At 72.1% G+C, this 16,116-nt stretch carries 13 protein-coding genes and 1 tRNA gene; 12 read left to right on the top strand and 2 right to left on the bottom strand.

Going from position 1 to position 16,116, the window contains the following annotated elements:
• Positions 1-60: 60 nt before the first annotated feature.
• From ACTJKO_RS10155 to ACTJKO_RS10100, 12 genes are all read left to right on the top strand, one after another.
• Positions 61-1,326: a glutamate-5-semialdehyde dehydrogenase gene (locus tag ACTJKO_RS10155; protein ID WP_440688260.1), complete on the top strand. Its 1,266-nt coding sequence runs from the start codon at positions 61-63 to the stop codon at positions 1,324-1,326.
• 42 nt (positions 1,327-1,368) lie between these two features.
• Positions 1,369-1,569, top strand: a complete 201-nt coding sequence (locus ACTJKO_RS10150) for a hypothetical protein (protein ID WP_440688258.1) — start codon at positions 1,369-1,371, stop codon at positions 1,567-1,569.
• 11 nt (positions 1,570-1,580) lie between these two features.
• On the top strand, positions 1,581-2,180 hold the full coding sequence (nadD, locus tag ACTJKO_RS10145) for a nicotinate-nucleotide adenylyltransferase (RefSeq protein ID WP_278311999.1): 600 nt from the start codon (positions 1,581-1,583) through the stop codon (positions 2,178-2,180).
• Entirely contained in the window at positions 2,177-3,550 is a 1,374-nt protein-coding gene (locus ACTJKO_RS10140; protein ID WP_440688256.1) for a hypothetical protein, read from the top strand. The genes nadD and ACTJKO_RS10140 overlap by 4 nt, the downstream gene beginning before the upstream one ends.
• A 130-nt stretch (positions 3,551-3,680) precedes the next feature.
• Positions 3,681-4,055, top strand: a complete 375-nt coding sequence (gene rsfS / locus ACTJKO_RS10135) for a ribosome silencing factor (protein WP_440688254.1) — start codon at positions 3,681-3,683, stop codon at positions 4,053-4,055.
• 107 nt (positions 4,056-4,162) lie between these two features.
• A tRNA-Ala gene (locus ACTJKO_RS10130) sits at positions 4,163-4,238 on the top strand.
• A gap of 423 nt (positions 4,239-4,661) precedes the next feature.
• Complete coding sequence (locus ACTJKO_RS10125) at positions 4,662-5,183, top strand: hypothetical protein (RefSeq protein WP_440688252.1); 522 nt, start codon at positions 4,662-4,664, stop codon at positions 5,181-5,183.
• 120 nt (positions 5,184-5,303) lie between these two features.
• Positions 5,304-6,227 (top strand): aldose 1-epimerase family protein, encoded by a 924-nt coding sequence (locus tag ACTJKO_RS10120; protein WP_440688250.1) that lies wholly within the window; start codon positions 5,304-5,306, stop codon positions 6,225-6,227.
• Positions 6,206-7,711 carry an anthranilate synthase component I family protein gene (locus tag ACTJKO_RS10115; protein ID WP_440688248.1) on the top strand — a complete coding sequence of 502 codons (1,506 nt, stop codon included), beginning with the start codon at positions 6,206-6,208 and terminating at the stop codon, positions 7,709-7,711. The genes ACTJKO_RS10120 and ACTJKO_RS10115 overlap by 22 nt, the downstream gene beginning before the upstream one ends.
• A 77-nt stretch (positions 7,712-7,788) precedes the next feature.
• The gene (locus tag ACTJKO_RS10110; RefSeq protein WP_440688246.1) at positions 7,789-8,604 is read left to right on the top strand and encodes a hypothetical protein; all 816 of its coding nucleotides are present in this window, start codon (positions 7,789-7,791) and stop codon (positions 8,602-8,604) included.
• Positions 8,601-10,322, top strand: coding sequence for a DNA polymerase Y family protein (locus ACTJKO_RS10105; RefSeq protein ID WP_440688244.1), 1,722 nt, complete (start codon positions 8,601-8,603; stop codon positions 10,320-10,322). Before ACTJKO_RS10110 ends, ACTJKO_RS10105 begins: the two co-directional genes overlap by 4 nt.
• Positions 10,323-10,365: 43 nt before the next feature.
• On the top strand, positions 10,366-13,842 hold the full coding sequence (locus ACTJKO_RS10100) for an error-prone DNA polymerase (protein WP_440688242.1): 3,477 nt from the start codon (positions 10,366-10,368) through the stop codon (positions 13,840-13,842).
• Between the two features lie 22 nt (positions 13,843-13,864).
• Here ACTJKO_RS10100 and ACTJKO_RS10095 read toward each other — a convergent pair whose 3' ends face one another.
• Positions 13,865-15,349, bottom strand: a complete 1,485-nt coding sequence (locus tag ACTJKO_RS10095) for a sensor histidine kinase (RefSeq protein ID WP_440688240.1) — start codon at positions 15,347-15,349, stop codon at positions 13,865-13,867.
• A complete protein-coding gene (locus tag ACTJKO_RS10090) occupies positions 15,346-16,023 on the bottom strand; it encodes a response regulator transcription factor (protein ID WP_440688238.1) in 678 nt (225 codons plus the stop codon). The genes ACTJKO_RS10095 and ACTJKO_RS10090 overlap by 4 nt, the downstream gene beginning before the upstream one ends.
• Positions 16,024-16,116 lie beyond the last annotated feature (93 nt).

Genomic DNA, 16,116 nt, shown 5'->3' with positions numbered 1-16,116 from the left:
CCCGTTCGCCAGGCGCGGCACGGCTCCGTCACAGGGCTCGCGCGCACCTAGAATCGAGCCATGTCGCTGACCGCACCAGCACCGACCCTGACCGACAAGCTCGTCGCCGCGCGCGACGCCTCGTCGGCGCTCGCGACGGCGACGACCGCGGTGAAGGACGCGGCGCTCCGGGCGATCGCTGCGGCGGTCCGGGCAGCGACGGCGGACATCGTCCAGGCGAACCACGGCGATCTCGTCGCGGGTGAGGAGTCCGGCCTCTCGTCGGGCCTGCTCGACCGGCTCCGGCTCGACGTCGACCGCATCGACGCCCTCGCGGACGCCGTGGAGCACGTGGTGGGACTCACCGACCCGGTAGGTCAGCACGTCCGCGGTTCCCGGTTGCCGAACGGCCTGCAGCTCACCCAGGTGCGGGTGCCGTTCGGCGTCGTCGGGGCGATCTACGAGGCGCGGCCCAACGTCACGGTCGACATCGCGAGCCTCGCGTTGAAGAGCGGCAACGCGGTCGTGCTCCGCGGTGGCTCCGCCGCACAGCGGACGAACGCCGTGCTCGTCGCCCGGATCCAGGACGCGGTCGCGTCGGTCGGCCTGCCGCGTGAGCTCGTGCAGACCATCGACGAGTTCGGTCGCGCCGGCGCCAACGAGCTCATGCGCGCCCGCGGGCTCGTCGACGTCCTCATCCCGCGGGGCAGTGCGTCGCTCATCCAGACCGTCGTGACCGAGTCGCAGGTCCCCGTCATCGAGACCGGCGCCGGCGTCGTGCACGTGTTCCTCGACGAGTCGGCGCCCCTCGACCGTTCGGTCGACATCGTGCTGAACAGCAAGGTGCAGCGGCCGAGCGTGTGCAACGCCCTCGAGACCCTCCTGGTGCACGAGCACGCCGCGGAACGCCTGCTGCCCGTCCTGGCCGACCGGCTCCGCGCTGCCGGTGTGACGCTGCGGGGCGACGACGCAACCCGGGCGATCGTCCCCGGCGTGCTCCGTGCCACCGACGAGGACTGGGCGACCGAGTCGATGGACCTCGACCTGTCGATCCGGGTCGTGCCGGACGTCGACGGCGCCATGGCGCACATCGCGCGGTGGTCGACACACCACACCGAGTCGATCGTCACGAACGACGTCGACACGGCCGAGCGGTTCATCGCCGAGGTCGACTCGGCCGTCGTCATGGCGAACGCATCGACGCGGTTCACCGACGGCGGGGAGTTCGGGTTCGGCGCTGAGGTGGGGATCTCGACGCAGAAGCTCCACGCACGGGGCCCGATGGGGCTGCCCGAACTCACGAGCACCAAGTGGATCGTGCGCGGTCAGGGCCAGATCCGCGGCTAGACTGAACGGCGACTTCCCCCGACCGAACGGAGCATCGGACACATGACCTTCCTCGCTGAAGCCGCTGAGCACGCCTCCGGGGTCCCCGCGTACGTCTTCCCGCTCGTCGGTGCCCTCTTCTTCGCGTTCCTCGGGTTCGTGACCTGGAGCTTCCGCGACGTCGCCTACCGTCACTCGCACAAGTTCGAGGCCACGCGCACCCACGAGACGGGTGTCGACGAGTTCGGTCGCACCGAGATCTGACCCGCCACTCCATGCTCGAGAGCACGGGGCGGCCACGCATCGGTGTGATGGGTGGCACGTTCGACCCGATCCACAACGGCCACCTCGTGGCCGCGTCGGAAGTCGCGCGTGCGTTCGACCTCGACGAAGTGGTCTTCGTCCCGACGGGCCAGCCGTACATGAAGTCGGACGTCACGGACGCCGAGCACCGGTACCTCATGACGGTCGTCGCCACCGCGTCGAACCCCATGTTCACCGTGAGCCGCGTCGACATCGACCGCCCCGGCCCGACCTACACCGTCGACACGCTGCGCGACCTGCATGCCCAGCGGCCCGATGCGCAGCTCGTCTTCATCTCGGGCGCAGACGCCGTCCAGCAGATTGTCGACTGGAAGGACCATGATGGGCTCTGGGACCTCGCGCACTTCGTCGCCGTGACACGACCAGGACACGCCTTGAGCATCACGGGACTGCCAGAACGCGACGTAAGCTTGCTCGAAGTTCCCGCGCTGGCCATATCGTCGACCGATTGCCGCGACCGGGTGAGACGCGGTTTCCCCGTGTGGTACTTGGTCCCAGACGGTGTCGTCCAGTACATCTCGAAGCACCATCTGTATCGGAGCGTTGCATGAGTTCGTCCGACGCGCAGCCGCCCCTGTCGCGGCGCCAGGCGCGCGAGCGTGAGCGCGCCGCCGCGGCCGGCGCGCAGCCCGTGACGCCGCCACCGACCGTCGCGGCTCCCGCAGCGGAGTCGGGGGTCCGACACCGCCCGGGGAGCCACGTCGCACCCGCACCGGGAGCACCGGCGCAGTCCGCCGTCCCCTCGTCGGCTTCCGCACCGACGTCCGCTGCGTCCGCGCACGCGGGCATCCCGGTGATGCCGCCGGCGTCCGCGACCGAGATCGTCCCGGGCAGCGGCGGACTGACCCGTCGTCAGATCCGTGAGATGCGCGCCGCCGAGGGGCAGGCCATCCAGCCCGTCCCGCTGCAGAACCCCACGCCGCAGTCGTCCGACCGCACCGTGCAGGACGTGCTCGGCTCGGTCGACGCCCTGCAGGTCGATGCCGGAGCCGGACGCGCTCCCGAGCCGGACGCACAGGAGCCCGGGGTCGAGACCGTCGCGCTGGACCAGGCTGCGGTTGCCCAGGCGACCGAGGCGGACGGCTCGCCGGACGCCATCGAGCCCCTCGAGACGGCCGTGGCCCACAGTGACGAGCCGCGTCGCCACCGTTCGACCTGGGCGCCGCACGACGCGTCTGACGCGCCGTCCGGACCGGAAGCAGCCGCCGGAGCCCCGACGGACGCGCCGTCCGGCGACCCGGTCCGCTCGTCGTTCCCGACGGTCGAGTCGTCGACCCCGGCGGTCTTCCCGCTCTCGCTGGACGAGGACGACACGAACGAGGTGCCCGTCCAGGCGCAGCCCGCGCAGACCGCCCGCCCGGCCTCGGCACCGTCGTCGACGCCGCGGGTACCGGCGTCGTTCCAGCGGCCGTCCGAACCGAAGCCGCTGACGACCGCGTTCGAGCCGCCCGTGGGTCACTGGTCGCAGCAGGCGCACGACTCGAACGACGCCGAGGTCCACGACGAGGAGACCGGTGCCCGCCGCGTCGCCGTGACCAACACGAACGCCATCATCTTGCCGAACTCGGCGCTGGCCGACCCGACGGGTGCGCTCAACGCCACGGGTGAGGTCATCCTCACGGGCTCGATCGACCTGCCCTCCTCGCTGTCCTCGACGGGTTCGCACCGGCCGATCGACGGCGCCGAGGTGGACCGCCTGCTCGAGCAGCACGACGAGCAGCCGGACACGGATGCCAGCCCGGTCCGCGCCAGCCGTGCCGTCTCGAGCCACACCTCGACGCGGCAGGTGGTGCTCGCCGCCGCCAAGCCGAAGGAGTCGCGCACGCCGCTCATCCTCGGCGTCACAGTCGGTGCCGTCGGCATCGCGGCTGCAGCGGTGATCATCGTCGCCCTCGTCACCACGCACACGTTCGGCGGCTAGAGACGACCCCCGACACCCCGGAAACCGGCGCCCCGTCGACCGCAGCCTGGCCGCTGTCGGCGGGGTGGCTTATGATCGGGACCCATCAAGCGAACCGGCTGCCTGCCGGATCGACGACCGGAAGGAATCCGTGACCGCCTCCTCACGTGCACTGGAACTCGTGCAGATCGCCGCTCGGGCGGCCGACGCCAAGCAGGCGGAAGACCTCGTCGCCCTCGACGTGACCGGACCGCTGCAGCTCACCGACGTGTTCCTGCTCGCGACCGGCCGGAACGAGCGCAACGTGCTCGCCATCGCGGACGAGATCGAAGAGCGCCTCCTCGAAGCCGGGGCCAAGCCGCTCCGTCGCGAAGGCCGGACCGAGGGGCGTTGGGTCCTCATCGACTTCGGTGACATCGTCGTGCACGTCTTCCACGAAGAAGACCGCCAGTACTACTCGCTTGAGCGCCTCTGGTCGGACTGCCCGACCATCACGCTCGAGCTCCCGGTGGACCACACCGCGTAGTCGCGACTCGCCCGGGTGGCGAGGACGATTTCGTCACCCGGCGTTCGCATGGTGTACGCTTCTACGGTGCCTCCGGGGAACGGAGGGACACTGAAGCACAACACTTCGGGTCTGTGGCGCAGCTGGTAGCGCACCTGCATGGCATGCAGGGGGTCAGGGGTTCGAGTCCCCTCAGATCCACCAACAACCCCCGCGGTTCTTCGGAGCCGCGGGGGTTTTTCGTGTCCCCGTCCTGGCGAGTACTGCGGCGCGGCCGGTCCTCGGCGCGATACCCGCGACAGAAGCAGCGGAAGATCACCGAAGGTGTCGGACTCCGGCACCTCGGGCGCGGGCACGTCGGCTCTGCGAACACGGCGTTCGAAGACCGGGGCTGCTTCGTCGAACTCGGATCCACCGACCACGAACCATTGAGACGGGTGTCCGACTGACACACAGGACGCACCATGCTGACCGACGGCGCGAATCGATCTGACGAAGGCCAGGACGAGAGCACACCGAAGCGGCGGTGTTCGTGTACACAAGCGTGAGGTACAAGCTGGCCAGGAGGGTGATCCAGTGAAAACCAGAGTGACGGCGGCGGAACGCAGAACGGGGTACCTCGTCGCCATGGCCATCGCAGTCGTGGCGCTCACGGCGTGCGCCGGGATCGATCCGACAGTCGATGCGAGCAAGGATCGAGCAACGACGCCAGAACAATCCCATGAGGACGTTCTGGACATCCTCGATGCCATCGAGTCGGTCGTCGGGACTGACGGTTGGGACGACTCGGATTCGTCCTGGGGGACCTGCCCCTCGCATGGCGGTGATGGTGCACAGTTCAGCCTCTACGCCGCCCGACGCCTGCGATTGCCCGGCACACCGGATGCCGTCACCAACGAGGTGGCAAAGGCACTGGAATCAGCCGGGTACAAGGACGTTCGGATCCAGCACGATCCCAGTCTCAAGCCAGCTCGCACGGTGATCGGTTACCCGAACGGGTACAACAACGGCACCGCGGAGGACGGATTCGGCATCCAGTTCCAAGCGGGCACCGACTACGCGGCAGCCATCATCTCCGGGCACTGTGTCCCGGGCAAGGCGCCGAAGCTCGGCGACCCCCTCAACCCTCGTCCGACTGACCTGCCCTGAGCTGGGACGGGCGGGGGAGCCGACCCCGTCACCCGAGCCGGTGAATGATCTGCGGTCCTCCTCCGCGCCGCGAGGGTCCTCTCGTCCTGACCCACCCCGTGATCCCGATACGCTGAGCGCATGAGCAGCGTCGCGCCCCTGTCCGGTTCCGCCCTGACGATCACCGCCGGCGGGTACACGGCCGAGATCGCATCGGTCGGGGCGACGCTCCGGACCCTCCGCTCCGCCGGCCGCGACCTGGTCGTGCCGTTCGACGCCGACGAGGTCCGCCCGGTGTTCCGCGGGGCCGTCCTCGCTCCGTGGCCGAACCGGGTGGTCGACGGGCAGTACTCGTTCGGTGGTCAGGAGCACGAGCTGGCGCTGACCGAGCCGACGCGCCACCACGCCCTGCACGGTCTCGTCGCGTGGACCGACTTCCGGGTCGTGTCGCACGAGCCGGACCGGGCCGTCCTCGCCACCACGGTGCCCGCGCAGACGGGCTACCCGTTCCGCGTCGACGTGCTCGTCGAGTACCGCCTCGACGCGGACGGGCTGCACACCACCGTGACCGGGACGAACACCGGCCCGGACGCAGCGCCATGGGGGACCGGACCCCACCCGTACCTCGTCGCAGGCCCGGGTCGGGTCGACGACTGGACGCTGACGCTGCCCGCCGCCGAGGTGCTCGAGGTCACCGAGGACCGCCTCGTCCCGACGGGCCTCGCGCCGGTGCACGACGAGTTCGACCTGCGCACCGCGACGCGCATCGGCGACCGGTTCATCGACCACGCGTTCACCGGGTTCGACCGTGACGCCGACGGCATCGCGGCGATCGTGCTCACCGCCGAGGACGGGCACGGCGTCCGAGTCGCCTTCGGCCCGGAGTGCGGGTGGGCGCAGGTGCACACCGCGGACCACGTCGTCCCCGAGTACCACCGCGCGGGCCTCGCCGTCGAGCCCATGACCTGCGCACCGGACGCGTTCAACGCCGGCGCCGACGCCGGTCTCGTCGTGCTCGAGCCGGGCGCCTCCTCGGCGGCCTCGTGGACGATCGCGGCCGTCTGACGGCAGCTCCCGCCACCGCCCGGATCGAGGTCCGGCGGCTGACGGCGATCCCCGACCTCGGAGCGCTGGCCGCCTCGAACGGAGCGGACGTCGTCTGGCTCGACTCGTCACTGCCGGACGGCGCACCACCCACCGCACGCGCCCGGGCGCGCTGGTCGGTGCTCGCGATGACCGACGGGCCGTTCGCCGCGCGGTTCCGGCACGAGGCACGGCGGGCGTCCGTCGAGACCACATCGGCGTCGCAGCGGTGGTTCGGGGCCGAACCGGCATCCGACCGTCCGGCGTTCGAGGTCCTCGCCGACCTGCTCGATCGCACCCCGACGCTGCCCGAGCCCGTCTCGGGCTGCGGGTTCGCGCTCGGCTGGGTCGGGTTCCTCGGGTACGAGCTCGGACGCGAGTCGGGTGGTGTCGATCGGACGGCGGACGGTCACGCCGATGCGGACCTGCGGTTCACGGACCGCGCGGTGGTCGTCGAGACGGGCGGGGATGCCTGGGCACTCACCCTGGTGGACGACACCGAACCGGACGCGAGCGTCGCGAACCGCACCTGGCTCGACGAGGTGGGCGCCTGGTCGACGCGAGCGGACGTCACGGAGGGCGAGCCGCGCCTCCTGGACGATGCGACGGGTCGCGTGACGCGCGCCGACTACGTGGCGGCCGTGGAGGCGTGCCGTGCGGAGATCCGCGAGGGCAACGCGTTCCAGGTGTGCCTCACCACCGCGTTCGCGGTTCGGGAGGCGCGGGTCGGCCCCGCCGCGGACCCGCACCTGGTCGAGTACCTGCGTCTCCGCGCAGTGGACCCGGTCCCGTTCGGTGCGTACCTGCGGCTCGGTCCGCTGCGGGTCGCGAGCCGCTCCCCGGAGCGTTTCCTGCGCATCGAGGCATCGGGTGTGGTGTCCGCGGAACCGATCAAGGGGACCCGACGGCGTGCCGACGACCCTGTGGAGGACGAAGCGGTGCGTCGGGAACTCGCCGCCAGCGTGAAGGACCGCGCGGAGAACGTGATGATCGTCGACCTGCTCCGGAACGACCTGCTCCGCACGGCCGTGCCGGGCTCGGTGCACGTCGATCGGCTGTGCGACGTGGAGACGTACGAGAGCGTGCACCAGATGGTCTCCACGATCGGCGCGGTGCTGCCGGCCGGGGTCTCCCGCGCGGCCGTGGTGCGTGCGGCGTTCCCGCCGGGGTCGATGACGGGCGCGCCCAAGACGAGTGCGATGGCGATCGCGGACCGGCTCGAACGCGCGCCTCGCGGGGTGTACTCGGGTGCGATCGGGTACTTCTCGGCCAGCGGTGCGGTCGACCTGTCGGTGGTGATCCGCACACTGGTGACGGTCCTCGACGATGAGGGTTCGGTACGGACCCGGACGTTCGGTGCCGGTGGCGCGGTGACGTGGTCGTCGGTCGCGTCCGACGAGGCGGACGAGGTCGAGACGAAGACCCGATCGGTGCTCTCGGGAGTGGGGTCCGTCGCCCGCTGGTAAGAGCACATCGGCGTGTCGAACGGGTGTTCGAATCCTCTGTCCACAGGATGTCGGTCCCGATTGACATCATCGAACACATGTTCGAATATGAGGGCATGCAGACGGCGGCGGCACTCCGGTCGCCCGGCGCTCCACGGGAGTCCACCGGGCGTTCCGGTCCTGCCCGCCCGGTTCGACGGGTCGACCACCTGGGGGATGCGCGGGCCGCGCTCGAACGCATCACGGCGTTGCGTTCGCGGGTCGCCGAGATGGAGTCCACGCGCGTCGACACCGAGGGACTGCCCACCGCCGACGCGCTGGCGCCGCTCCTGCCCGGGGGTGCGATCCGGGTGGGGGGCTCCTACGCGGTGCAGGAATCCGTGCTGCTGGCGATGACGATGCTGCAGGCTGCGTCGGCAGCCGGGGCATGGTGCGCCGTGGTGGGGGTGCCGTCCTTCGGGGTCGAAGCGGCAGCGGCGGCCGGCATCGACCTCGAACGGCTCGTGCTCGTGCCGGACCCGGGGGACCAGTGGCTCACCGTGACCGCCGCCCTGGCGGACGTGGCGCAGATCGTCCTCACCCGTCCGCTCGGTCGGGTGGTGCCCGGTGACGTCTCCCGGCTGTCGGCCCGACTCCGGCAGCGGGGCGGCGCGCTGGTCGTGCTCGGGTCCTGGCCGGGGGCGGACGTCACGCTGCGGGTGACGCGGTCCGAGTGGGGCGGGATCGGGTCGGGTCACGGGTTCCTGACCGAACGACGGGTCACGGTGTCGGCGACCGGTCGCGCCGGAGCGGTGCGTCCGGTGAGCGCCGACCTGCTGCTGCCCGCGGCGGACGGCACGGTCCGGCCGGCCACCCCCGCTGTGGCACCCGCCGCGTCTCCCGGGGTGCTGCGTCCCGTGGCGGTGGCGTCGTGAGCCCGCGCGGGGGCGGCCGCACCCGGACGTCCGGCGCTCGCGTCACCGGTGCGCTCGCCGGTGCGGCCGGTGGCGCCGGGAACGCCGCGGTCCCGGACGCGCGGGCGATCCGTGCCGACGCGCTCGCCCGCGGGGGTGCGCTTCCCGAGCCGCCACCGACCCGGACGATCGTGCTGTGGTGCCCGGACTGGCCGGTGATCGCCGCTGCACGGGCCGCCGGGTCCCCGCCGGAACACCCGTTCGCCCTCGTGGTGAAGGGGCAGGTGTACGCCAGTTCCGCCAGTGCACGACAGCACGGTGTGGTCCGCGGGCTCCGCGTGCGTGAGGCGCAGGCACGGTGCCCCGAGCTCGTGGTGCAGCCGTACGACGACGCCCTCGACCACCGGGCGTTCGAACCGGTCATCCGCGCGGTCGAAGCGGCCGTCCCGGGGGTCGAGGTCCTCCGGCCGGGCACCCTCGCGCTGCGCTCCCGCGGACCGGCCCGGTACTACGGCGGGGAGCGCGCGGCGGCGGCCACCCTCGCTGGCATCGCCGCCGACCACGGCGCGCCCGGGGTCCGTGCCGGGGTCGCCGACACCCCGTTCGCCGCCGAACAGGCCGCGCGTGCGCGTCCGACCCGTCCGGGTGAACGGGTCCGGATCGTGCCCGTCGACGGATCGGCGTCCTTCCTCTCCGGGCTGCCCCTCGGGGTGCTCGGCGACCCCGACCTGGCGATGCTGCTGGGCCGGCTCGGCATCGGGACCCTCGGCGAGTTCGCGGCGCTGAGCGACGTGCAGGTGCGTGATCGGTTCGGGGTCGCGGGGGCGTTCCTGCACCGGCTCGCCGGCGGCCGTGACCCGCGTGAGATCGCCGCGCGGTCAGTGCCCCCGGAACTCCGGGTCGAGGCCGCGTTCGAACCGCCGCTCGACCGCGCCGACCAGATCGCGTTCGCGTTCCGGCGATCCGCCGACGACTTCGCCGCGCGACTCCGGGCAGCGGGGCTCGTGGCCACGACGATCCGGGTCGGCATCGTCGACGAGCGGGACATCCTGCTCGAACGCACGTGGGTGCACCCGCGGTGGTTCGACGCCGCCGACGTGGTCGACCGGGTGCGCTGGCAGCTCGCGGGCGGGGTCGACCCGACCGGGCTCGAAGCGCCTGTGGTCCAGGTGGTGCTCGAGCCGGTCGCGGTGGACGACATGGCGAACCACGAGCGTGGACTCTGGGGGACCGGACCCGACGAACGCGTGCACCACGGTCTCGCCCGTGTGCAGGGGCTGGTCGGGCACGAGGGGGTCGTCACGCCCCGGATCGGCGGCGGCCGCACCCTGGCCGAACGCGTCGTGCTCGTCCCGTGGGGCGATGCGCCCGTCGGCGGCGAGCGTGCACTGGCGACCGTCCGTGACCGCCCCTGGCCCGGCAAGCTGCCCGGGCCACCCCCGGCGACCGTGCTGGACCGTCCGCGGCCGGTGGACGTCGTCGCTGCCGACGGGGGCACCGTCGACGTCGACGACCGAGGGGCCCTGACCGGCACCCCCGAACGGTTCCGGGCCGAGGGCGAGCGCGGCGGTCGGTTCGGTTCCGTCACGGCGTGGGCCGGACCGTGGCCGCTCGTCGTGCGCTGGTGGGAAGCCGGTGGCAGGCGACTGCACCGGCTGCAGCTCGTCGACGCCGAGGGGCGCGCCTGGTACCTGGTGCTCGCCGACCACCGGTGGTGGGCCGAGGCGGTGGCGACGTGACCGCGGGAGCGCGTCGCGTGACGACGTGGGCGGGGGAGCACTGATGGGGTACAGCAACCCGCCGATCCCGTGGTCGCAGTTCGAACGCGCCCTGTCCGACAAACGGAACCCCGGCAGTGCCCACGACGGTGACGGCGGCGACAGCCCCGCCTGGTCCCGCAAGCGCGAGCCCTACGCGCCGGCCGTCCCCCCGGTCCTCGTCGACGACAACGCGCCCGTCGTGCCGTACGCCGAACTGCACGCGCACTCGACGTTCAGCTTCCTCGACGGCGCGAGCGGGCCGGAGCACCTGTTCGAGGAAGCCGCCCGGCTGCACCTGCACGGCCTCGCCCTCACGGACCACGACGGCTTCTACGGCGCCGCACGCATGGCGGAGGTCGCCGAGGCGTACCCGACCGTCGCCACCGTGTACGGCACCGAGCTGTCGCTCGGGCTCACCGAGCCGCAGAACGGCGTCCCCGACCCCGAGGGGACGCACCTGCTGCTGCTCGCCGACGGGCAGGACGGCTACCACCGGCTCGCCGGCGCGGTCACGAGCGCACACCTGGCCGCCGGCGCCGAGAAGGGTCGGCCGCGCTACGACCTCGACGACCTCGCAGCGCGGTCCGACGGACACTGGCGGGTCCTGACCGGGTGCCGGAAGGGCGCCGTCCGGCAGGCGCTCGAGCGCGGGGGCGAGACCGCGGCCGAGACGGCCCTGCGCGCCCTGCTCGACCGCTTCGGCACGGGCGGTGTCGTCGTGGAGCTCACCGACCACGGCGATCCGATGGACACCGCACGGAACGACGCACTGGCCGCACTCGCCGCGAAGCACGCGCTGCCCACGGTCGCCACGGGGAACGTGCACTACGCGACCCCCGACCGGTTCCCGGTGGCGACGGCGCTCGCCGCCGTCCGTGCGCGTCGGAGTCTCGACGAGATCGACGGCTGGTTGCCCGCAGCCCCCACCGCGCACCTGCGTTCCGGCGTGGAGATGACCAGACGGTTCGCGCGGTACCCCGGCGCGGTCGAGTACAGCGTGGAACTCGCCGACGAGCTGGGGTTCCGGCTGAAGACGGTCAAGCCCGGGCTGCCCGGCATCGACGTCCCCGAGGGGCACACCCCGATGTCGTGGCTCCGGGAACTCACCTGGCGCGGTGCCCGCCGGTTCTACCCGGGCAGCGCCGACGGGGTGGACCCACAGAAGCGCGAGCGCATCGAACGCGAGCTCTCGGTGATCGAGGACAAGGACTTCCCGGGGTACTTCCTCATCGTGCGCGACATGGTGCAGTACGCCCGCGAGCGCGGCATCCTCTGCCAGGGCCGGGGGTCGGCGGCGAACTCGGCGGTCTGCTACCTGCTCGAGATCACCGCGGTGGACTCGATCCGGTACGGCCTGCCGTTCGAACGGTTCCTGTCGGCGATGCGCGACGAGGAACCCGACATCGACGTCGACTTCGACTCCGACCGGCGGGAAGAGGTGATCCAGTACGTCTACGAGAAGTACGGCCGGTTCAACGCGGCCCAGGTGGCGAACGTGATCACCTACCGGCCGAAGGGCGCCGTGCGTGACATGGCGAAGGCGCTCGGCCACAGCCCGGGCCAGCAGGACGCCTGGTCGAAGCAGGTCGAGCGGTGGGGGTCGGTGACGGAGAGCCAGGACCACGACATCCCGGACACCGTGGTCGACATGGCGCAGCAGGTGCTCGGGTTCCCGCGGCACCTCGGCATCCACTCCGGCGGCATGGTGCTCACCGATCGACCGGTGGGCGAGGTCGTGCCCATCGAGCACGCCCGGATGGACGGCCGCACCGTGCTGCAGTGGGACAAGGACGACTGCGCGTACATGGGCCTGGTGAAGTTCGACATGCTCGGCCTCGGCATGCTCGCCGCCCTGCAGTACTCGTTCGACCTCGCCGACGAGCACTGCGGGGAGCGCTGGGACATGCACTCCATCCCGAAGGAGGAACAGGGGGTCTACGACCAGCTCTGCCGGGCGGACACGATCGGGGTGTTCCAGGTGGAGTCCCGGGCGCAGATGGGCACGCTGCCCCGGTTGCTGCCGCGACGGTTCTACGACCTCGTGATCGAGGTCGCCCTGGTGCGCCCCGGACCGATCCAGGGCGGCGCAGTGCACCCGTACATCCGGCGACGCACCGGAGAGGAACCGATCACCTACATCCACCCGTCGCTCGAGCCGGTGCTCGAGCGGACCCTCGGTGTGCCGCTCTTCCAAGAGCAGCTCATGCAGATGGCGATCGCGGTGGGCGGCTGCTCGGGGGACGACGCCGACCTGCTCCGGCGCGCGATGGGGTCGAAGCGGGGGCACGAGAAGATCGACCGGCTCCGCGAGAAGCTCTACGCCGGCATGGCCGCGAACGACATCCACGGCGAGGACGCCGACGCCATCTACGCGAAGATCCAGGCGTTCGCGAACTTCGGGTTCGCGGAGAGCCACTCGATCAGCTTCGCGCTCATCGTCTACGCGAGCGCATGGATGCGGCTGCACTACCCGGGGGCGTTCCTGGCGGCGCTGCTCCGGGCACAGCCGATGGGGTTCTACTCGCCGCAGACCCTCGTGGCGGACGCCAGACGGCACGGGGTGCGGGTGCTCCGGCCCGACATCCTCCGGTCCGGCGTGGACGCCACGCTGGAACCGCTGGACGCGGACAGCGCAGCCGGGTCCGACGGGTCCGACGGCTGCGTCGGGCCGGGAGGCGCGGGTCGGCGCCGCACGACCGGTCACGACGACTGCCTGGCCGCGGACCAACCCCCGGTGCTGCCGTTCGACGCGTCCGCTCCGGACGACACCGCCCGGCACCGACGGGACGGCGCGTTCGCGGTGCGGCTCGGCCTCGCCGAGGTCTCGTCGCTCGGACGGAAGAGCGCCGAGAAGATCGTCGCCGAACGCGAGGCCCACGGACCGTTCACCGACATGTCCGACCTCGCCCGCCGGGTCGGCCTCACCACCGCGCAGCTCGAGGCGCTCGCCGCCGCCGATGCCTTCGCCGCGCTCGGCGTCGATCGACGCGGCGGGATGTGGTCGGCAGCGCAGGCCGCCGCCGAGCGCCCCGACCAACTCCCGGACACCCAGGTGATGGTGCAGCCGCCGCTGTTCGGGCAGATGACGAGCGGGGACGTCCTCATCGCGGACATGTGGTCCACGGGGATGACGACGGACGACCACCCCGTGCGGCACGTCCGTGACGGCCTCACCGCGCGGGGGGTGCTCAGCGTCCAGGACACCGCGACGGCCGAGACCGGTCGGCGGGTCGAGGTCGGCGGGATCGTGACGCACCGGCAGCGCCCGGCGACGGCGTCGGGGATCACGTTCATGAACGTCGAGGACGAGACCGGGCTGGTCAACGTGATCTGCAGCGTCGGGGTGTGGGGGCGCTACCGCCGGGTCGCGCGGGAAGCGCCGGCGGTCATCATCCGCGGGATCCTCGAACGTTCGCCGGACGGGGTCGTGAACCTGGTGGCCGACCGGATCGAGCACCTGTCCCTGTCCGTCCGCACCCGGTCGCGGGACTTCCAGTGACGCCGTGGTCCCGCCGGCCGGGCTACGACACCTCGGGGATGCGGATCGTGACCTCGAGACCGCCGGAGCGGACGTTCCTGAGCGATGCCGTGCCGCCGGCCCGTTCCGCGATGGCCCGGACGATCGCGAGTCCGAGACCCGAACCCCCGGGCAGCGGGATCCCGCCGGTGGCCGGGTCGGGGTTCGGGCGCGACCGTCTGGCCTCGTCCGGACGGGTGAATCGGTCGAACGCGACGGGGATGAACGACTCCGGGACCCCGGGGCCGTCGTCGGTGATCTGCAGGATGCCCTCGCCGTCGGCGCTCCGCCACGACACGAAGATGCCGCCGCCGCGGGGGAGCGCGGACACGGCGTTGCCGGCGATGTTCGTCACGAGCTGCGCCATGCCACCGGTGTCCAACCGGTACCGCGGTTCCACGGTGCCGCCGCCGATGCCGGGGCCGGAGCCACCGACGGCGACCGGGGGCTCCAGGTCGAAGTCCACGGTGATGTCCTTCGCCGACGCGATGAGCCGGACGCGGTCGACGGCGGACATCACCTCGTCGCCGAGGTCGGACCAGCCGGTCGTCGGGGGTGCACCGCCGTCCTGTTCCCGGCGTTCGGACTCCTCGATCCGGGACAGCGCGAGCAGGTCGTTGGCGAGGCGCGACAGCCGCGCGACGCTCAGCTTCGCGCGCTCGATGTGGGCGGCCAGGGCTGCCGCGTCGTCGCCGTCGAGGGACGCCAGGTCGAGCTGGGTGGTCAGGATCGCCAGCGGGGTCCGGAGTTCGTGGCTCGCGTCCGACACCATCTGCCGCTCGCGTTCGGTCGCCTGGCGGGTCCGCGCGAGGAAGGCGTTCAGGGTGGTGGCGAGCGATGCGAGTTCGTCCTGGGCGGGGCCGACCGGCAGCTCGGCGCGTTCGGGAGCGACGGAGAGCCGTTCGGCTTCGCGGCGCATCCGGTTCACCGGGCGGAGGGCAGCCGTCGCCAGGACCCACGACGCGACGCCGAACGCGACGAGGATCGCGAGTCCCGTGAGCGACAGGGTGGAGGTCAGGTCGTCGACCACGATCGCCTCGGCCTGCGAGTTGCGGGCGGCGACGACGGTCCAGCGACCGGCGCGGTTCACGGGGTGCTCGACGACGACGCGGTACTCCGACCCGGCGACGCGGATGACCGACGTGCCGGCCTTCGCCTCCGTCAGGCTGCCGAGCGCCCGCTCGACCCGGTGCGGCATGGTCGAGAGGGCGATCTCACCGCTCGGCGAAACGACGGCGACGAGCTGCGCGTTGCCCGGCGAGGACAGGTCGGGCGCGCTGTCCACCTCGAGCGTGGCGACGTACGGGTCGGCATCGGCGTCGAGCAGGGTGCGGGTGGCACTCGCGACCACGCTCACCACCTGGAACCGCATGACGAGCACGAGCAGCACGATGACGACGGCTGCGATCGCCGTGGACCCGATCGTGATCCGGGCCCGGAGCGAGAGCATCCGCAACGGGCGGATCAGCCCACGCCCCGACCTGGTCACGCCCCGAGGAGGTCGAGCCGGTACCCGCGACCGCGCACGGTGGAGATCGCGACCGTCGCCTCGTGCGAGGTCAGCTTCTTGCGGAGGTACGAGATGTACTGCTCCACGACGTTGGGGTCGACGTGCTGCGAGCCGTCCCAGACCTCCTCGAGGATCTTCGGGCGGTCCACCACGGTGCCGACGGAGCGTGCGAGCAGCCGGAGGAGCGCGAACTCGGTCGGGCTCACGGCCACGCGCTGCCCCTTGATCGAGACGCGGCGGGCCTCGGAGTCGATGGAGACGTCGCCGACCTCGATGGTGCGGGGAGCGCCGGTGGTCTCGCGGCGGCCCAGCGCGCGGAGGCGTGCGGTGAGCTCGGCGAACGCGAACGGCTTGGTGAGGTAGTCGTCGGCGCCGGCGTCGAGCCCGAACACCCGGTCGTCGACGGCGTCGCGCGCGGTGACGAGGAGGATGCGCACGGGGTCTTCGCGCTCCCGGATGCGCCGGGCGAGCTCGAAGCCGGACATGCCGGGCATCATGACGTCCACGACGGCGAGGTCGAACGCCTGCTCGCCGAGGGCGATGAGCGCTTCGACCCCGTTCTCGACCGCGGTGACGCGGTACCCCTCAGCGGCGAGACCCCGCTCCATGAGCGCGCGCATCTCGTCATCGTCCTCGACCACCAACAGGCGCATAGCGACCTCCTCGGACCCATCGTGGCATCGAACCGGGAGCTGAGGGGTACTCCTCGGCTGATGTCGCTGAATCTCGTCACAGTCAGCGGCACC

Source organism: Curtobacterium sp. 22159 (genome assembly GCF_052045775.1).
In the GTDB taxonomy this organism is placed as follows: Bacteria; Actinomycetota; Actinomycetes; order Actinomycetales; family Microbacteriaceae; genus Curtobacterium.
The sequence above is the reverse complement of the archived record's forward strand: the minus strand, read 5'-3'. Positions and strand labels throughout refer to the sequence as shown.